This window comes from Campylobacter novaezeelandiae (assembly GCF_018968685.1).
In the GTDB taxonomy this organism is placed as follows: domain Bacteria; phylum Campylobacterota; class Campylobacteria; order Campylobacterales; family Campylobacteraceae; genus Campylobacter_D; species Campylobacter_D novaezeelandiae.
In genome coordinates this window covers 212,993-229,397 of record NZ_CP076657.1, presented here as the reverse complement: position 1 = coordinate 229,397, position 16,405 = coordinate 212,993, and the positions used below count along the sequence as shown (strand labels likewise).

General features: G+C 24.9%; 15 protein-coding genes, 1 tRNA gene and 1 riboswitch. Of the genes, 9 read left to right on the top strand and 7 right to left on the bottom strand.

The annotated features are described in order from the left end of the window. The first annotated feature begins 173 nt into the window (after window positions 1-173). A complete protein-coding gene (locus CNZW441b_RS01285) occupies window positions 174-509 on the top strand; it encodes a F0F1 ATP synthase subunit C (protein WP_131165889.1) in 336 nt (111 codons plus the stop codon). Between the two features lie 39 nt (window positions 510-548). After that, window positions 549-634 (top strand) — tRNA-Leu (locus CNZW441b_RS01280). A 7-nt stretch (window positions 635-641) separates the two neighbouring features. On the opposite strand, the gene CNZW441b_RS01275 is transcribed toward CNZW441b_RS01280, so the two are convergent. The 3 genes from CNZW441b_RS01275 to tssM form a co-directional block, all read right to left on the bottom strand. Then, complete coding sequence (locus CNZW441b_RS01275; protein WP_131165888.1) at window positions 642-1,262, bottom strand: thiamine diphosphokinase; 621 nt, start codon at window positions 1,260-1,262, stop codon at window positions 642-644. Then, complete coding sequence (gene pnuC, locus CNZW441b_RS01270) at window positions 1,240-1,920, bottom strand: nicotinamide riboside transporter PnuC (RefSeq protein WP_166683063.1); 681 nt, start codon at window positions 1,918-1,920, stop codon at window positions 1,240-1,242. Before pnuC ends, CNZW441b_RS01275 begins: the two co-directional genes overlap by 23 nt. Beyond that, window positions 1,913-2,001: riboswitch (TPP riboswitch) on the bottom strand. It overlaps the preceding gene by 8 nt. A gap of 105 nt (window positions 2,002-2,106) precedes the next feature. Next, window positions 2,107-5,619, bottom strand: coding sequence for a type VI secretion system membrane subunit TssM (gene tssM, locus CNZW441b_RS01265; protein ID WP_216681381.1), 3,513 nt, complete (start codon window positions 5,617-5,619; stop codon window positions 2,107-2,109). A 111-nt stretch (window positions 5,620-5,730) separates the two neighbouring features. On the opposite strand from tssM, the gene CNZW441b_RS01260 reads away from it, so the two are divergent. After that, complete coding sequence (locus CNZW441b_RS01260) at window positions 5,731-6,243, top strand: Hcp family type VI secretion system effector (protein WP_131163065.1); 513 nt, start codon at window positions 5,731-5,733, stop codon at window positions 6,241-6,243. Between the two features lie 8 nt (window positions 6,244-6,251). Here the strand turns inward: CNZW441b_RS01260 and icmH are convergent, their stop codons facing one another. The 3 genes from icmH to tssJ are packed head-to-tail and all read right to left on the bottom strand — an operon-like array spanning window position 6,252 to window position 8,793. Further along, window positions 6,252-7,022 (bottom strand): type IVB secretion system protein IcmH/DotU, encoded by a 771-nt coding sequence (gene icmH / locus CNZW441b_RS01255; RefSeq protein ID WP_216681382.1) that lies wholly within the window; start codon window positions 7,020-7,022, stop codon window positions 6,252-6,254. 8 nt (window positions 7,023-7,030) lie between these two features. Beyond that, on the bottom strand, window positions 7,031-8,413 hold the full coding sequence (gene tssK, locus CNZW441b_RS01250) for a type VI secretion system baseplate subunit TssK (RefSeq protein ID WP_216681383.1): 1,383 nt from the start codon (window positions 8,411-8,413) through the stop codon (window positions 7,031-7,033). 8 nt (window positions 8,414-8,421) lie between these two features. After that, entirely contained in the window at window positions 8,422-8,793 is a 372-nt protein-coding gene (gene tssJ / locus CNZW441b_RS01245) for a type VI secretion system lipoprotein TssJ (protein WP_425331636.1), read from the bottom strand. A gap of 32 nt (window positions 8,794-8,825) precedes the next feature. On the opposite strand from tssJ, the gene pheL reads away from it, so the two are divergent. From pheL to tssF, 6 genes are all read left to right on the top strand, one after another. Continuing rightward, window positions 8,826-8,870, top strand: coding sequence for a pheA operon leader peptide PheL (gene pheL / locus CNZW441b_RS08260; protein WP_373563805.1), 45 nt, complete (start codon window positions 8,826-8,828; stop codon window positions 8,868-8,870). A gap of 79 nt (window positions 8,871-8,949) precedes the next feature. Then, window positions 8,950-10,197 (top strand): type VI secretion system domain-containing protein, encoded by a 1,248-nt coding sequence (locus CNZW441b_RS01240; protein WP_216681386.1) that lies wholly within the window; start codon window positions 8,950-8,952, stop codon window positions 10,195-10,197. A 56-nt stretch (window positions 10,198-10,253) separates the two neighbouring features. Next, on the top strand, window positions 10,254-10,739 hold the full coding sequence (gene tssB / locus CNZW441b_RS01235) for a type VI secretion system contractile sheath small subunit (RefSeq protein ID WP_131163060.1): 486 nt from the start codon (window positions 10,254-10,256) through the stop codon (window positions 10,737-10,739). A 1-nt stretch (window position 10,740) separates the two neighbouring features. Further along, window positions 10,741-12,192: a type VI secretion system contractile sheath large subunit gene (tssC, locus tag CNZW441b_RS01230; RefSeq protein ID WP_131163059.1), complete on the top strand. Its 1,452-nt coding sequence runs from the start codon at window positions 10,741-10,743 to the stop codon at window positions 12,190-12,192. Between the two features lie 3 nt (window positions 12,193-12,195). Further along, window positions 12,196-12,573: a GPW/gp25 family protein gene (locus CNZW441b_RS01225; RefSeq protein WP_131163058.1), complete on the top strand. Its 378-nt coding sequence runs from the start codon at window positions 12,196-12,198 to the stop codon at window positions 12,571-12,573. After that, window positions 12,573-14,291 (top strand): type VI secretion system baseplate subunit TssF, encoded by a 1,719-nt coding sequence (gene tssF / locus CNZW441b_RS01220; RefSeq protein ID WP_216681387.1) that lies wholly within the window; start codon window positions 12,573-12,575, stop codon window positions 14,289-14,291. Before CNZW441b_RS01225 ends, tssF begins: the two co-directional genes overlap by 1 nt. A gap of 111 nt (window positions 14,292-14,402) precedes the next feature. Here the strand turns inward: tssF and CNZW441b_RS01215 are convergent, their stop codons facing one another. After that, complete coding sequence (locus CNZW441b_RS01215; RefSeq protein ID WP_216681447.1) at window positions 14,403-16,397, bottom strand: methyl-accepting chemotaxis protein; 1,995 nt, start codon at window positions 16,395-16,397, stop codon at window positions 14,403-14,405. Between the last annotated feature and the right edge of the window lie 8 nt (window positions 16,398-16,405).

Sequence of the window (16,405 nt, the reverse complement as noted above, 5' to 3'; positions counted from 1 at the left end):
TAAAGCAAAAAAAAGTTTAATTTTTATTGAGATAGTCAATTTTCAATAAAAATAAAGTTAAATGATTATATAATTTCAGTTTAAAATATGCTTTATCATTTAAAAGTAGGGATACGCAAGCCGAAATTATGATTTAAGTATTTTTTTAATAATTTAAATAAGGATAATTACTTATGAAAAAAACTATTTTTTTATTGTGTGCTTTAACAGCAGTGGCTTTTGCTGAAACAAACACTACTGCTCAACTTAATATACAGGCAACGATGGATGTATGGATTAAAGCTTTCTCAGTTTTAGCAGCTGGTTTAGGAGTTGGGGTTGCTGCTTTAGGTGGTGCCATAGGTATGGGAAATACAGCAGCAGCAACAATAGCTGGAACAGCTAGAAATCCTGGACTTGGATCTAAATTAATGACTACAATGTTTATTGCACTCGCAATGATTGAAGCACAAGTTATTTATGCTTTAGTAATTGCTTTGCTACTTCTTTACGGAAATCCTTTCCTATAAAATTAAGCTTCTAAATTTTAGAAGCTTTTATTCTTTAAAGCGGTTATGGTGGAATTGGTAGACACGCTATCTTGAGGGGGTAGTATGCCTTGCATGTGCGAGTTCAAGTCTCGCTAACCGCACCATTTAAAATTATAAATATTTTTTATAAATCAATAGCTCACAAACCTTATTTGTTTTAATATAAAAATTATCTTCTAAAGCTTCATTTAATGTAGCACTAGCTAAAAGTGGTAGCGATAATTCTTTAAGAGGATATTTAAGATTTTTTGAACTAATTTTTATATGTGGATCAAAGCAAAATATAGAAATTTGCTGTCCTTTAACGCTAGAAATCTTACAAGGAGTTTTAACAACTTCAAATTCACCATAATCACTTTTTATAATAATATTTTTACAAGATTTAGCATATAAAAGCAATAAAGAAATATTTCCTAAAGTATGATCTTCTCTTTTACCAGTGGCACCTAAAATTATAAATTCATCAAAACCCAAATTTAAACCATAATAAAAAGCTTTAGATAAGTCATTGCTCATTTGATCTGGAACATAAACGATTTTTTTAAAATATTTTTCTTTTAACTTTTTATTAATACTATCTAAATCACCTATAATTACATCTACTCTAATATTTAAACGAGCAATATGCTTTATTGCGCCATCGCAGACTATAACAAAAGGGGCATTTTTTAGTTCATTAATTAAAAATTTCTTTTTGGGAAAAGCACCATTAGCAATTATATAAGCTTTCATTATAACTCTTTTTCCATGTAAAATAATAATACAAACCAATAATTAAAAAAATAATCATATTTAGAAGTTGGGCAATATTTTCTTTAGAATGTTCAAAAATTAAAAACCAAATAAAAACATTTGTAATATTAGCCAAAGTAACTAATAAATAATTTTGAATATATCGTTTTACTTGCAAATAAAATGCAACAATTTGAGCAATAACTGCAAAACTATTAAAATATGCAAACATGGTGTTAATTTTTTCTAAAAAAATCCCATATAAAATTGTTAAAAATAAAACTACCACTAAACAAATGATCATATTTTTAAAATTTAAACTTCTAATATTTACAATATTATTTTTATTTTGATGATTTTTCCAATGTATAATACCCAATACATTCATAGGTAAATAAATAAGATTTAACATAACATCACCATATAAATTAGTTTTATAAGCTATATAAATATAACAAATAGAATACATAATGCCAAAAATAAAACATATCAGTTTTTTAGCGCCAGCAAAAAATGCATAAATAATCCCGCATATAGCAGTAAAAATATTTAAAGTGTCTGCATTAATGATTAAACTTAGCGTAATAACAAAAATTAAAGTCACCAATAACAAGAAGTAAAATTTAAAAGATAGACTATATAGTTGAGCTTTTAACAAAATTATCCTTTCCTTGCGTAAGCATTATCTTACAAGTTCTAAGGGTATGATCTCAGCCCTAAAGCACCCCTTGGATTAACAAAATAACTTTAACAATTTAAAATATTGTAAAAAATTATATTTTAATAAAACATTAAAATATTTCAATTATAAAGTTAAACTTGAATAAAAGACAATATTCTCCTTTCACCCCTTCACCCTTTTAATCATTTTAAAATCATCTAATATTTTAATAATATCATTAACACTAGCTCCACTTATTAACATAAAATCAAAATATCTCTCTTTATTATCAAATAAAATGCTATAAGTGCCATTATCCATATAATTTGCTTCTTTTAATAATTTATACCAAGCCCATTCTCCTTTATAATTTTTATTATAATTTATATTTGTATTATTAAAAGAATAAGCATTTAAGCTTAAAATAGTAGAAGTATTAAATTGATCTGCAATAATTTGTAGATTTGTTTTTAAAGTATGATCATATCTTATTTTATAAGAATTATAAGAAAGCTCTATAAAAGAAAAACTAGAACTTAAATCCAAGCTTTTTAAAATAAAATTAACCTTTATATTATCATTTAAATCAAGCATTAAATTTGAAAGCATATAAGATTTTGAAAGAAAGGTTAAAAATTCTTTAGAAAAAACAAATCTTTTAGCAAAAGTTTCTTTTATAAAATATTCATTTTTCTTTCTGATTAAAATATTATTTAAGTATTTTTCATAAAACTGATTTAAAATCCCGCTTTTTCCAAAAAACTCCTTAAAAGCATCTATACTTAAATCATCGTTAGAATTATTATTAAAAGGATAAAATGGAGCTATATTATTTATAAAAGGAGTATAAACCTCATTAAACCACGTATTATCAAGCAATAAAAATCCATAATCTTGCATAAATTCATAAGAATAAGAAATAAGCAAAGAATAATATCTTTGTAAGCTAGGAGGTAGTTTTTTAATATGGGTTAAAAATACATCAAAAATATCATTTGCTTCTTTGTTTTGATTAAAAATATAATTTATTTTTTCTTGAGTATTTAAATCATTATTAGTAAAATTAGAAATTCTACTAATTAAAACGTTTAAATCCTCATTTATAATATCCATAATATTGCTTACATTATTGGCATTGTTTGTATTTAAAATATTATCAATTAAACTTTTATTATCTAAAAGAGTATGATAGGCACTAAAATAATTACTCACGCTCATAAAAATAGTTTTAATTTCACTAGCATTCACACCCAAATTATAAGCTTGGCCCAACAATAAAGCATCATTTAAATTAGTATTAATATTTATAATTTCAATTAAAGCTTTTATAGGATTTTCTTTACTGGCTAAGATATTTAAATTATCAAGCAAAGCTTCTTTTGAGATATATCTTTGAGGGGCAAGATTTAAAAGTAAATTTTTGTATTGCTCTTTATATTGTTCTAAATATAACTTAATAATATTTAAAATAATAAAATTCTTACTTTCTTTTTTTGAACTTAAACCATCAAATACCCAAGCATCTATGCTTATAGCTTGATCAATTGTTTGATTGATATTTTTTAAAAAAGCCATCAATGCTTTTTTGTTATAAGATAAATCTACATTAATGTTTTTATTTGCAAAAATATTTTCTAAAGAAAAACCTAGCTCATCTTTAAGATTATAAATTTGATCTTTTTGTTTTGTGTCTAAAAAATTAAGTAAAAAATAAATTCTTTGAAATTTATTTATTTTACCAAGCTTTAAAAAAGCCTCATTGATGCTTTGTTTATTTTCTAAAAACTCATTTAAATCAATTTTTTTAAGAGTATCAATCCTATTTAAAAAATTCTCTTTTGAAAGTTCATATTTATTTAAAAAGATCCAATTTTTATCAATCCATTTTTTTAATAATTCTTTATTAAGAGCGTTTTCTTTAAACAAAGATCTATACATATATAAAGTTTCAACCAAAACCTTAGGATTGTTTTGAGTTTGTAAAATATTTTCCATTTCTTTAATAAGAGTATTTTCAAGTATATTTTCATTAAGTTTATAATAAAAATCCAAAATAGGAGTAAAGGCTTTATAAGAAATATTTAAATTAAAATATTCCAAAAAAGAAGTTTTATTATTAAATTCAGAATAAGAACTTAAGATACTTTTTAAATTAGCCAACAATTTAGCCTTTTGCAAAATGTCTAAATGCTTATAATCAGAATCTTTAAGCAAATTTTCGATTTGATTTAAGACATTATTGGCCTTTTGTTGTTCTTTATTATTAATTTCAATAAAATAAGAAGATAAAAAATAAGAACAAATAAATAAAGCTAAAACTAAAAATAAAAAACTAAATTTCTTAAATAAATTTTTTAAAGTTAATTGGCTTAAAAAATAATCTTTAAAAATAATATCTTCAAATAAAGATTTAATAAAATAGCTTTTCTTATTTATAAAGCGTGTAGAATGTGCTAAAGGTTTTTTTATATCATATTTTTCACATACAGTATCTAATAAAAAATTTCTTGGTATATTTTCTTGATAAGCACTAATAAAATACACTCCTCTTAAATAAGAATGATTTTTAAAAGTATTTTTGCTTTGAATTTGTAAGATAAATTCCTTTATTAAAGCAAGCAAATTGTCAAATTGTTTTAAGAAAAGATAGATTTTAGTTTTCTCTTCTAAAGAATATATAAATTGATTTTTACTCATAAAAGCAAAAAGTAAAGCATTGCTTAATTCTTTAAAATCTTTATCTAGTTTTTCTTGATTTATTTCCTCTAAAAAACTAATGCCTAAAGCTTTATTTGAAATTGTCTCATTAAAAATTTCAAAATATTCTTTCATGCCCAATAAAAGATCGATCTTTGAAAAAACTATATAAATAGGAAGTTTTAAATTTAAAATATCTTCAATTTCATCTACTCTTTTGCCAAGATAACGTAAAAGATTTTTTGAATACTCCTTAGAATTACTCAAAAAAGCTTGAGTATCTATTACCAAAACAACACCATTTAATTTATTGTAAAAAAATTTTCTATTTAAAAAAAATAAAAAGTTTTGCCAAATATTTTGCTTAATTAAAAACTCTTTATTTTTAATAAGATCATCTTCTGGTAATTCATCACTTCTTAAAGGCTTAAAAAGCTCTTCTTGGGAAAAATATTTTCCTTCAGTATCAAGCAAAGCTCCTTTTTTTGAAATATAAAGAGCAAAATTGTTTGTAGATTGATGTAATTTCTTATAAGAATTTAAACTATCACTTAAAGGATATTCCATATTAGAATAATTTATCAAAGAGCTTTTTCCAGCACCCTCTTTTCCTATTATCATAACCAATGGGAGTTTTTTGATCTTTAAATTTTTAAAGGTATTTTTTGCATCTTTTAAAATAATAAAAAAATTCCTTTTAGCTCTATATAAAAAAATATTAGCTTCTTTTCTTAATCTTTTAAATTTTAATCTTTTTGCATCTTTTAAAGAAAATATCAATCTCATTAAAGGTTTTAATAAAAAAAATAAAAAAATAATTACCCAAGTTATAGCAATAATAGCAATTCTTAAATAAGCATCACTAAAAATATAAAAATCATTAAATGCTATTAAAGAACCCCAAAAATAAAACAAGAAACTAAGTGCAAATAAAAAGATTAAAAAAATTGTAAGTGCAAACCATTTGGATTTAAAAAAAAATATCAGTTTTTCAAGCATAAACTATCCTAAAAGGTAATTTTGTAACATTTTATAAAATTTTTACACAATTTATAATAAAGTATAAAAAATATTGCTAGAATATTAAGTATTAGATTTAAAGGAGTTGCTATGGCACAACCAGCATATATAAAAATAGAAGGCTCCACTCAAGGACTTATCTCAAGTGGTGCTTCTACTGAAGCAAGTATAGGAAATCGCTACCAAGCAGGACATGAAGATGAGATTATGGCTCAAGAAATCTCTCACATAGTAACAGTGCCTGTTGATCAACAAAGCGGACAACCCTCAGGACAAAGAGTGCATAAACCCTTTAGTTTTACTTGCTCTTTAAACAAAGCCGTTCCATTGCTTTATAATGCTCTAACTAGCGGAGAAAGACTTCCTAATGTTGAAGTACATTGGTTTAGAACTTCAACAAGTGGTGGACAAGAGCATTTTTTTACAACCAAATTAGAGGATGCAATTATTACAGATATTACTCTTATAATGCCAAATGCTCAAGATCCAAATAATCACAACAAAACTGAACTTTTTAAAGTCTCGCTTAATTACAGAAAAATTACTTGGGAGCATGTAGCTGCTGGAACAAGTGGTGCAGATGATTGGAGAGAAAAAGCTTAATTAATATTTTAATTAAGCTTTATGCTCTGATTAAATTCAGCAATTGTCTTATTTATTTCTTCTTTTACTTTTAAATTATTATTATGAAGATCTATTAAAGAATACAAATAAAAAAATAAAACAAAAACAATAGGCAAAATAATAAGAGTTTTTTTAAAATATAATCTTTTAAATTTTTGCCAAAGATTTTCTTTAATTTTATTTTCATAAGCTTTATTAAAAACTAATTGTTCATCTACATTAAAAAGAGGAGTCAAACTCGAACTTATATTATTTAAAAAATTAACCACTTTTTCTTTAACGTTTTCATCATTTGAATACTTTCCTTGATAACCCAAAGCTAAAAGCGCATAAATAAATTCAAGATAATCTTTATTTTTTAAAGGATCGCTTAACCAATTTAAGGCTATATCATAAAAATTATTTCCGCCCAAAGCTTCATCAAATAAGCTAATTGTTAAAGTATTATTTGCCCAAGAACTATTAATAAAAATACTATTTTTCATAAGCATCTCATCAATAAAAACACAAAGACAATATCTTAGTTTAATTATATCTTTTTCCTCATATTCTTTATAAGCTCCAAGCTTTAAACTCCAAGCTAAAATATCATTAATTAAATCATCTTTAAGATTTTGCATAAAGCTTAAATCAATAGAATTTAATTTAGACAATCTAAAAATAAGCAATAAAAGCTCTAAAGAATTATCAATTACTTTATTATTTCCAAGCCCTTTAAACTGCGAACTTAAAATCAGATTTAATTCTTTTTCTTGCATTTTTTACCTTAAAAAAGAGCCCACATCTTAATATCAGCTTCTTTTATATTATTAGTTAAGTAAATGCTAATCACATTTTCACCCTTAAAGTCTTTAAATAATTTATCCTCTTTGTCTAATTTATAATAAATATAACCATTTAAATAAGGAATATTAGAAGGAATATTTGGAATTTGTTCTATATTTAAACCTTTTAACTGGGTTGCAACAATTTCTTTAATTTTGCTTTGAGTATAAATTTTACTTTGAGTTTTAAAATTGCGAAGCAAATACTCATAACCAACGCTAGAATGTACTGCTAAATAAAGTTCAGCTTGTTCTAAAATTGAATCATTATCAAATAATAAATCATAAAAACCATTGCCATTATTTACAAGTTTAGCTATGCTATATTTAGGAGAGGTAATTTTTGAAAATAAAACTCTTATATGATTAATAAGCAAAATAAAAGTAGAGCTTAAATCATCATGATTATAAGCTATAAACTCTAATTCTTCCTCATTACTTAAAGCATATAATTCTCCTTGAAATTCTATAAGTTTTTCATATAAAAATTCTGGATGAATTTTTTCTTTATTGTTGATATAAGAAAAGATTAAATACCATTTTTTTAAAAGATTTAAAGTTAAATAAGTGCTAAAATCCAAAGTATTTTTAGTTTTATCTATACCTTTAAATACATTTTTAAAAGTGATTTTGTGCTGATTAATTGTATAAAGAATTTGATTTAAAAAAGATTTTACAATATTTATTTTATTTAAATTAAGACAAGTTGGAATAAAATTTTCATCAAGCTCTATTTTTTTATGTGCTGAAATATTTTTAATTTTACAAATAGGAATTTCGAGTTCATTAGCATTTGCATTTCCCAAAACGCCTAGTTTCAATCTTAAACTTGCAAGTGCTATATTCATCTTATCTTGTGCAAAAGTAGAATTTTTTATATCCTCATCTTCTTCAAAATCTTTAAATTCGTTATTACCATCATAGACTTTAGAGGCTATAATACTTCTTATAGTTTTGTATTTAAGTTCTAAATCATTATTAAGAGCAACATCAGCTAAGGCTTCATTTGTTAAAGAAGTTTTTAAAACTATAATTGGACTATTTAAAGTGTTAAAATCAAGCTCTAATGGCTCTGGTAAAATATCTTGCATTGGAGCATCAAAAATACTTCCATCACGTGCAATGCCAGATACTTTTTTTAAAGCAATTCTTCCAAATTCTAGCATTTCTTTATCAAATTCTAAATCAATAATGCCATATAAAGCATTAAAAAGATGGATTGTTTTTGTATTTATATTACGTTCTATATATCTTTCTTGCTGCTCAAAATGAATTTTATCTATACTTAAACCATTAAACCAAACAACTTTTAATTTATCTGCCATCTTTTTTCCTAAAGCTTTTTAATACCTTCTTTATTGATTTCAAAAATAAGAAGTTTGTTTTTTCCAAAACCTTTAGCATCTTTAGTACTTGTATAAATTTTAGAAATTGTGCCATTAGTATATAAAACAAGCACTCCTATAAAAGGCGTTTCATCATCCTTAACCTCAAGAGCTAAGGTTTGTTCTTTAGGGGCTAATTGAAGCCTTAAAGCATCGATTTTATCTTTAGAAAGTATTTGATCTTGACTTATTAAATCAGCATTATTACTTTCTTTAAATTTGCTTATATCTTTTAATTGATAAATAATAATTGTAAGAGGAACATCATCAAGACGTTTATTTAAATTAGAATTTTCTTCATTAATTATTTTTATACCCACAGTACTTGAACAAGCATTAAACAACAAAAAGCATAAAGTTAAAAAGATTTTTTTATGCATTTTTCTTTATCCTTTAAGATTTAAAGCAAGTAAATTAACATAATATTTTTTAAATTTTAATTATAATTATAAAAGTTAATAGAATTTGGAGTATGAATGACTTTTGCAAAAAGTATAAATAATGATTTTAAACAAGAAGAGTATTATGAACTCTTAGAATATCAAATGTCTAAATATCAAACTCTAAATCATGAAAGTATTGAATGGGATAAAGTGTATGAATACTCGCTTAATCTTTTAAAGACTAAAACAATTGATATTAAAATTTGCAATTATTTCTCTTTGGCTTGTTTATATCTTAATAATGCAACAGTTTATGAGAATTTATTAAAACTATTTAAGCATTTAAACTCTTTATTAAATTCTAACACACTAACACAAGATGAAAAAATATTAAATTCTTACAAAAAAAGATTAGAAGGTATTATAAAAAATTTTATAAATCAATTTAATAATGCAAAATTAAATATTAATCCTGATATGGCCTTAGAATTTAATGAAATTTTTAAAGAATTAGAAAAAAGCCTAAATATTTCTTTTATAGAATTAAATATACAAAAAGCTAAAATACAAGATAATCAACACAATAAAGAAAAAATAAATTTAAATAATGAAGAAACAAAAAAAGAAAGCATTGATCTTTTAAATGATAGATCTTATAAAACTTATTTTAATGATTTAGCCTTTAAACTTTTAACCAATGATATAGATAATTTAACGGCCTATGCATTATTTATTGAAGCTTGTTGGGGTAAAATTGAACACTTACCTCCTCATGAAAATTTTATCACTTTTATTGAAAGTCCTAATAAAAATTTAGAAGAACTCTTACTTAAAGAGTCCTCAAATCTTTTAGAACACATAAAACTTTTTATGTCTCATCTTGCTTTAAATCCTTTTTGGTTTGAAGGATTTAAGATGTTTTGTGAATTTTTAAAAAAACACAAAAAATACAATATAGCAAAATTTTTATGTTCTTTAATCTATAATTTTATTGATCGTTTTAAAGAGCTTTTAAAACTTAAATTTAGCAATAACACTCCTTTTTGCGAACAAAGCTTATTAAACTACTTTTCTAATAAAAATGAAAATACAAAAACCAATCCATCTAAAATTCAAAAAGATTTAAATCAAAGTTTAATAGATATTGATAAAAACCGTGATAATTCTTTATTTAGCACTCTTAATTCTTTAATACAAATGGCTGAACTTTTCGAAGAGCAAAAAATGGAATATAACGCAAAGATTATTTATACACAAATTAAAGATTTAATGGAAAAAAAACTCTTAAAAGATTATTTAACTAAAGAATATGAAAAAGCGAAACTAAAAGCTTTTAATTAGCTAATATTTATTTTTAATTGTTTATAATATTTTAAATTTAAATTAAAGGATAATTAATGTCTGAGGGATCAAACGCTCCAAAAGAGCGCATTAATATTACTTACAAAGCTAAAACAAACGGGCAAAATGCTGATGTTGAATTACCTTTAAAATTAATGATAATGTCTGATTTAACCGCAAGTGAAAATAAAAAGAATTTAGAAGAAAGAGAAATTCTTTCTATTAATAAAAATAATTTTGATCAAGTGATGCAAAAACTAAATATTAATACCTCATTTAGCGTAAAAAATACTCTAAGTGAAAATAATGAAGGTGAGTTAAATATTAATCTTCATATTTCTAATATGAAAGACTTCTCTCCTGATAACATTATAAAGCAAGTTCCAGAACTTAATAAACTCTTACAATTAAGAGAAGCTTTAATGGCTTTAAAAGGGCCTATGGGGAATATACCTGATTTTAGAAAAGCTCTCTTGGAGGCTTTAATGGATAAAGGCTCAAAAGAACAATTACTTTTAGAAATTAAAGAAGAAAAGGAATAAAATGCAAGATAAAACACTCACGCCTTCTATAATTGATACCATTATGGAAAAAACAAAATATAATAAAAATGATGAGAGTTATGCCATAGCAAAAAAAGGTGTTGCTGAGTTTATATCTAGCATTGTTCAAAATGATAATGTTGAGGATAAGATTAATAAATTTGTTCTAGATGAAATGATTGCAAGAATTGATACTTTACTTTCTGCTCAAATGGATGAAATTTTACACCATAAAGAATTTCAAAAATTAGAATCTACTTGGAGAGGAATTTCATTTTTAGTTCAAAGAACTGACTTTAATGAAAATATTAAAATTGATTTATTTGATATAAGCAAAGAAGAGGCCTTAGAAGATTTTGAGAACAATCCTGATATAACTCAAAGCATTGTTTATAAAAATATTTATTCTGCTGAGTATGGACAATTTGGAGGAGAACCTGTTGGAGCTATTATAGGAGATTATGAATTAAGCACAAGTAGCCCTGATATGAATTTTTTAAATAAAATGTCTTCTATTGCTGCAATGAGTCATTCTCCTTTTATCACTTCTTTATCTGCATCTTTTTTTGGACTTGAAAATTACGCAGAATTAGCCAATGTCAAAGATTTAAAAAGTTTACTTGAAGGACCTCAATATACAAGATGGCATACCTTTAGAGAAAATGAAGATTCTAAATATGCAGGTTTGCTTGTAACAAGATTTTTAACAAGAAGTCCTTATGATGATAAAGAAAATCCTATTAAAAGTTTTAATTATAAAGAAAATATCCACGCTTCGCATGAGCATTTATTATGGGGTAATTCAGCCTATGCCTTTGCTACAAGATTAAGTGAAAGTTTTGCAAAGTATAGATGGTGTGGAAGCATTATAGGACCAAAAAGCGGAGGAAGTGTAAAAGACTTGCCTACTTATTTTTATGAAAGCTTTGGAACACTTGAGGCTAAAATTCCAACAGAAGTGCTAATTACAGATAGAAGAGAATTTGAACTTGCAGAAAATGGTTTTATAGCTTTAACCTTAAGAAGAGATACAAATAACGCGGCTTTTTTCTCAGCAAATTCAGCCTTAAAACCTAAAATATTTGCTAATACTCAAGAGGGCAAAGAAGCTGAGATGAATTATCGTTTAGGAACTCAACTTCCTTATATTTTCTTAATTTCAAGGCTTGCTCATTATCTTAAAGTTCTACAAAGAGAAGAAATTGGTAGCTGGAAAGAAAGAAGTGATATTGAAAATGGACTTAATGAATGGATAAGACAATACGTATCAGATCAAGAAAATCCTCCTGCTGAAGTAAGAAGTAAAAGACCTTTTAGAGCAGCTAGTATTAAAGTTGAAAATGTAGCAGGAGAAGTAGGCTGGTATAAAATAAATCTTAGCGTAAGACCTCATTTTAAATATATGGGCGGTAATTTTGAACTTTCTTTAGTAGGAAAGCTTGATAAAGAATAATTAATGTCTTTTTTAGATAAAATTATTCACAATCTTGATGAACAAAATTCTAAAGCTTTTATAGAGGATAAATATAAAGATATTAAAAACAATATAAAAGCTTTACTCAATACCAAGCTTGATGATTGCTTAAGTATAAATGACTTAGGTATTCATACAGATTTAAATTTAAGCGCTAATGAGCTTTCTTCAAATATGGCTAAAGAAATAAATTATTTAATTTCTAAATATGAAAAAAGGATAAAAATTATATCCATTAATTATGATTATTCCTTAAGTCCTTGGCAGCTTAGTTTTCTTTTAAAATGTATTGATGATGAAATGAAAGAAATTAATTATGAAATTATTTTTAAAAATAATCGCTATTATGAGGTTTTTTGATGGATAAAGAAAACATTTTTTACTATCAAAAAGAGCTTGATTATCTTCACAAAAGCAAGGAAACTATTTTAGAATTTTATCCTAAATTAGCTCCTTTTTTAGATAAAAACTCCAAAGATCCAGATGTAGAAAGAATCATTGAAAATCTTGCTATTTTAACCTCAAAAATTCACAAAGAATTAGATGAAAATATTCCTTATATAGCACAGTCTTTAATCAATATACTTTCTCCAAATTATACAAATTCTTTACCATCTTTATGTTTACAAGAATTTGCTTTTGAAAAAAATGCTAAAGAAAATAAAATTTTAATTCCTAAATCAAGCATACTCAAAACTAAACCCGTAGATAAAATTGAATGCGAATTTAAAACTACTTATGATGTTTATCTTTATCCTTTAGAAATTGAAGAAGTTTTCTTAAACAATGAAAAAAAATATCATAGCATGGATATAAAATTAAAAATCAATAAAGAAAATACGAAACTAAGTGATCTAAATTTAGAAAGAATCAATCTTTATCTTGGAGATGAAGTTTATGTCTCAACTACTTTACTTTTATATATTCATCTTTATCTTCAAGAATTAAGTATTATCTTAGAAAATAATGAAGAAATTAAATTAAATCCTTATTATATTAAAACCATGGGATTTAATAGTAATGAAAGTGTCATAAAATATAATGATTTAGGTTTTGAAGCGTTTTCTTTATTGAGAGAATATTTTTTTATTCCTCAGAAATTTAATTTTATTGGTATTGAAAATTTAAATATTTTAAATAATATATCAGATTTAAGTTTTACTCTACGCTTTAAATTCTTAAAAGCCTTACCTAAAGAATGCATACCAAAAGCTCATATGTTTTCCTTAGCAGTAAGTCCTATTATTAATATTTTTGAAAAAAGTGCTGAACCTATTATCAATAATCATACTAAAGATGCTTATAAAATATTTATAGATAGAACTCATGAAGATGCTTATGAATTAATAGAAGTAATACAAGTAAAAGCTCATAGTAATATAGGCGAGGTAAAAATGCTTAAAAATTATAATAGCTTTGAAAGATTTTCCTTGCAAAATAAAGATAATTTTTATTATATAAGTTCTAAATCTGATTCTAAGAATAATTCTTTTAAAGAAATCTCTTTCTTTACTGATAATGAAAATTTTATTGAAACTATAAGTATCAATGCTTTATGTTCTAATAAAAACTTGCCTTTAAAATTAAAAATAGCAGATATTAATCATTTAAAAGATTTTAAAAATATTAAAACAAAAAATATCACTCTTGCAAGCGCTTTAAGAGAAGTTAAGGTAGATGGAAGCTTACTTTATAAATTAGTAGCACTACTTTCTTTTAATTATCAAAGTTTATTAAGCAAAGATTCTTTTTTGGCTATCTTAAATACTTATAGTTTTATGGATGATAAGGAGAATAAAAGTATATGTGAACTTTTAGAAAAAGCTATTATAAATATAAAAGCAAAAACTATCTATTCTTCTTATCATTTAAACAAAAGAGGGACTTTATGTATTATAGATATAGATGATTCTTGTTTTTATTCTTTAGGAGATGTTTATAGATTAGGTTTAGTTTTATCTAGATTCTTTGGTTCTTTTACAAGCATTAATTCCTTTTTTAAATTAAAGATTAAATGTTTAAAAAATGAAGATATTTTTACTTATCCTATTGTAAGCGGTAATAAGGAGTTAATGTGAGAGATGAATTTTTAGAGTATGATTTTTATACTATTTTTTTTAAATTATATATCCTAAATTAAATTTCATTGTTTATAAATTAACCCTAGAGAGCCTTAGCTCTCTAGTATATTAAAATCTTTTTTTCTTTACATCATCAAGTATATTACTTGCTATATCACTTACTGTATTAGAAATAAGTGCTGATTCATTTGCAATCTCAACATTGTCTTTAGTAGTTTGATCTATGTGAGCTACACTTTCATTGATTTGAGTAATACCTGTAGTTTGTTCTTTTATAGATTCAGCCATATCATTGATAGATTGAACAAGTAAGTTAGTATTAGCTTCTATCTCACTTAGAGATTTTTGAGTTCTCTCAGCTAGTTTTCTAACTTCATCAGCAACAACAGCAAAGCCTCGTCCATGTTCTCCTGCACGAGCTGCTTCTATTGCAGCATTAAGTGCTAGTAGGTTGATTTGATCTGCAATATCACCTATTATACTTGTTACATTTTTAATCTCTTCACTTTGAGTGATAACATCACTTGTTTTTTGAGAAACATTTTGCATAGAAGAAGTAATTTCTTCTAATGCTGCTGCTGTTTCTTCTAATGAAGCTGCTTGAGAATTAGAAGAATTTGTTAAAGATTGAACTGCAGTTTGAAGTTTTCCACTCTCATCTGCTAAAGAATTTGCAAAGTCAGAGCTTTGTTTTAACATTTTAATAATTTCTTGTCCTAAGGCATTTGTAGTTACTTCAACTGCACCTTTAGCATCTTTTACTTCTGTTGTAAAGTCTAAGGCTCTATAACTATTAAATACTCTTTGGATTTCATTCATATTAGAACCTATTTTTTCTTGTAAAACATCTAAGAGTTTATTAAGAACGTTTTTAAGTTCAATTAATTGTGGGTTTCTAGGATTTGCAGTAATTCTTGCAGTTAAATCTCCTTTTTCTACTACTTGAACTGTTCCTACGCTTTCTTTTACTGCTTGATTATCTTGTTCTAAACCTTGTTTAGTTTGGAGTATGTTTTCATTGATGGCATTTGATATTTGACCAAATTCATCATTTGTTTTTATATTAATGGTTGATACATTATTTGTTTTATGATTAATAAAATCAAAGAATGAGTTAAGACCATTTTGGATAGTGGTGAGTGGGGAGAGACTTCTAGTAATTAAAATTCTAACAAACACTAAAACTATCACTAAAGCTATAAAGCCTACTATAAGCTGACTATATAAAATACTATTGATAACATCATCATAAGATCTTTTATCCACTATACTGCAAACTCTAAATGTTGGATTAACTGAACTTGGATTACACATAACTGCTTGAGTTTGACCTTGATCATTATCAACATAAAATAAAGTTTCTCTTTGTCTAGGATCTATTAATATTGGATTATTTCTAATAGCTATTGCAATATTTTCACTTAAAGTATTTTTAGTTAAAATTTTTTCAGCATCCTCGTGAAATAAGATACTTCCTTCTGCATCATAAACAGCAGCATAAGAATTTGTAGTGCGACCTAAAGCAAGAACATCTTTAGAGAAACTTTTTAAATCATAATCTCCTCCCACAACACCAATAAATTTTCCATTTTGAAAAATAGGTGCTGCATAAGTTATAGTAGCTTGACCATTAATTGACCTATAAGGTTTTGTAACACTAATTTTTCCATTATCTTTTGCCAATTTAAACCATATAGAATTTCTTGTATCAAATCCCTTAGAAGAATCTAACATCGAACCATCTGATAAATAAGTTTTTCCAGAATTTTCAAAGCCTATAAAAACCAGATTAAATCCATTTGCCTCTTTAAAAGCATGAAGTAAAGTTATAATCTCATGCACATTTGTATCAGAATTATTAGAAATTTCATTTGCCAAAACTCCTAAAGCTTTTCTTTTAGAGCTGGCATAATTATCAAAAGTTATTTGAACATCATCCATAACTTTTAGCTGATTATCTTGTAATAATTCAAAAGCATTTGATTTTGATTGATAATAAGTTATTGTAGTAGTTACTGCTAACACTAATATTATCAAAACACCTACATATAAAGTTAATTTTGAAGATACTTTAAAAGAATTCTTCGAATCTTTCATTTGCATTTAAATAA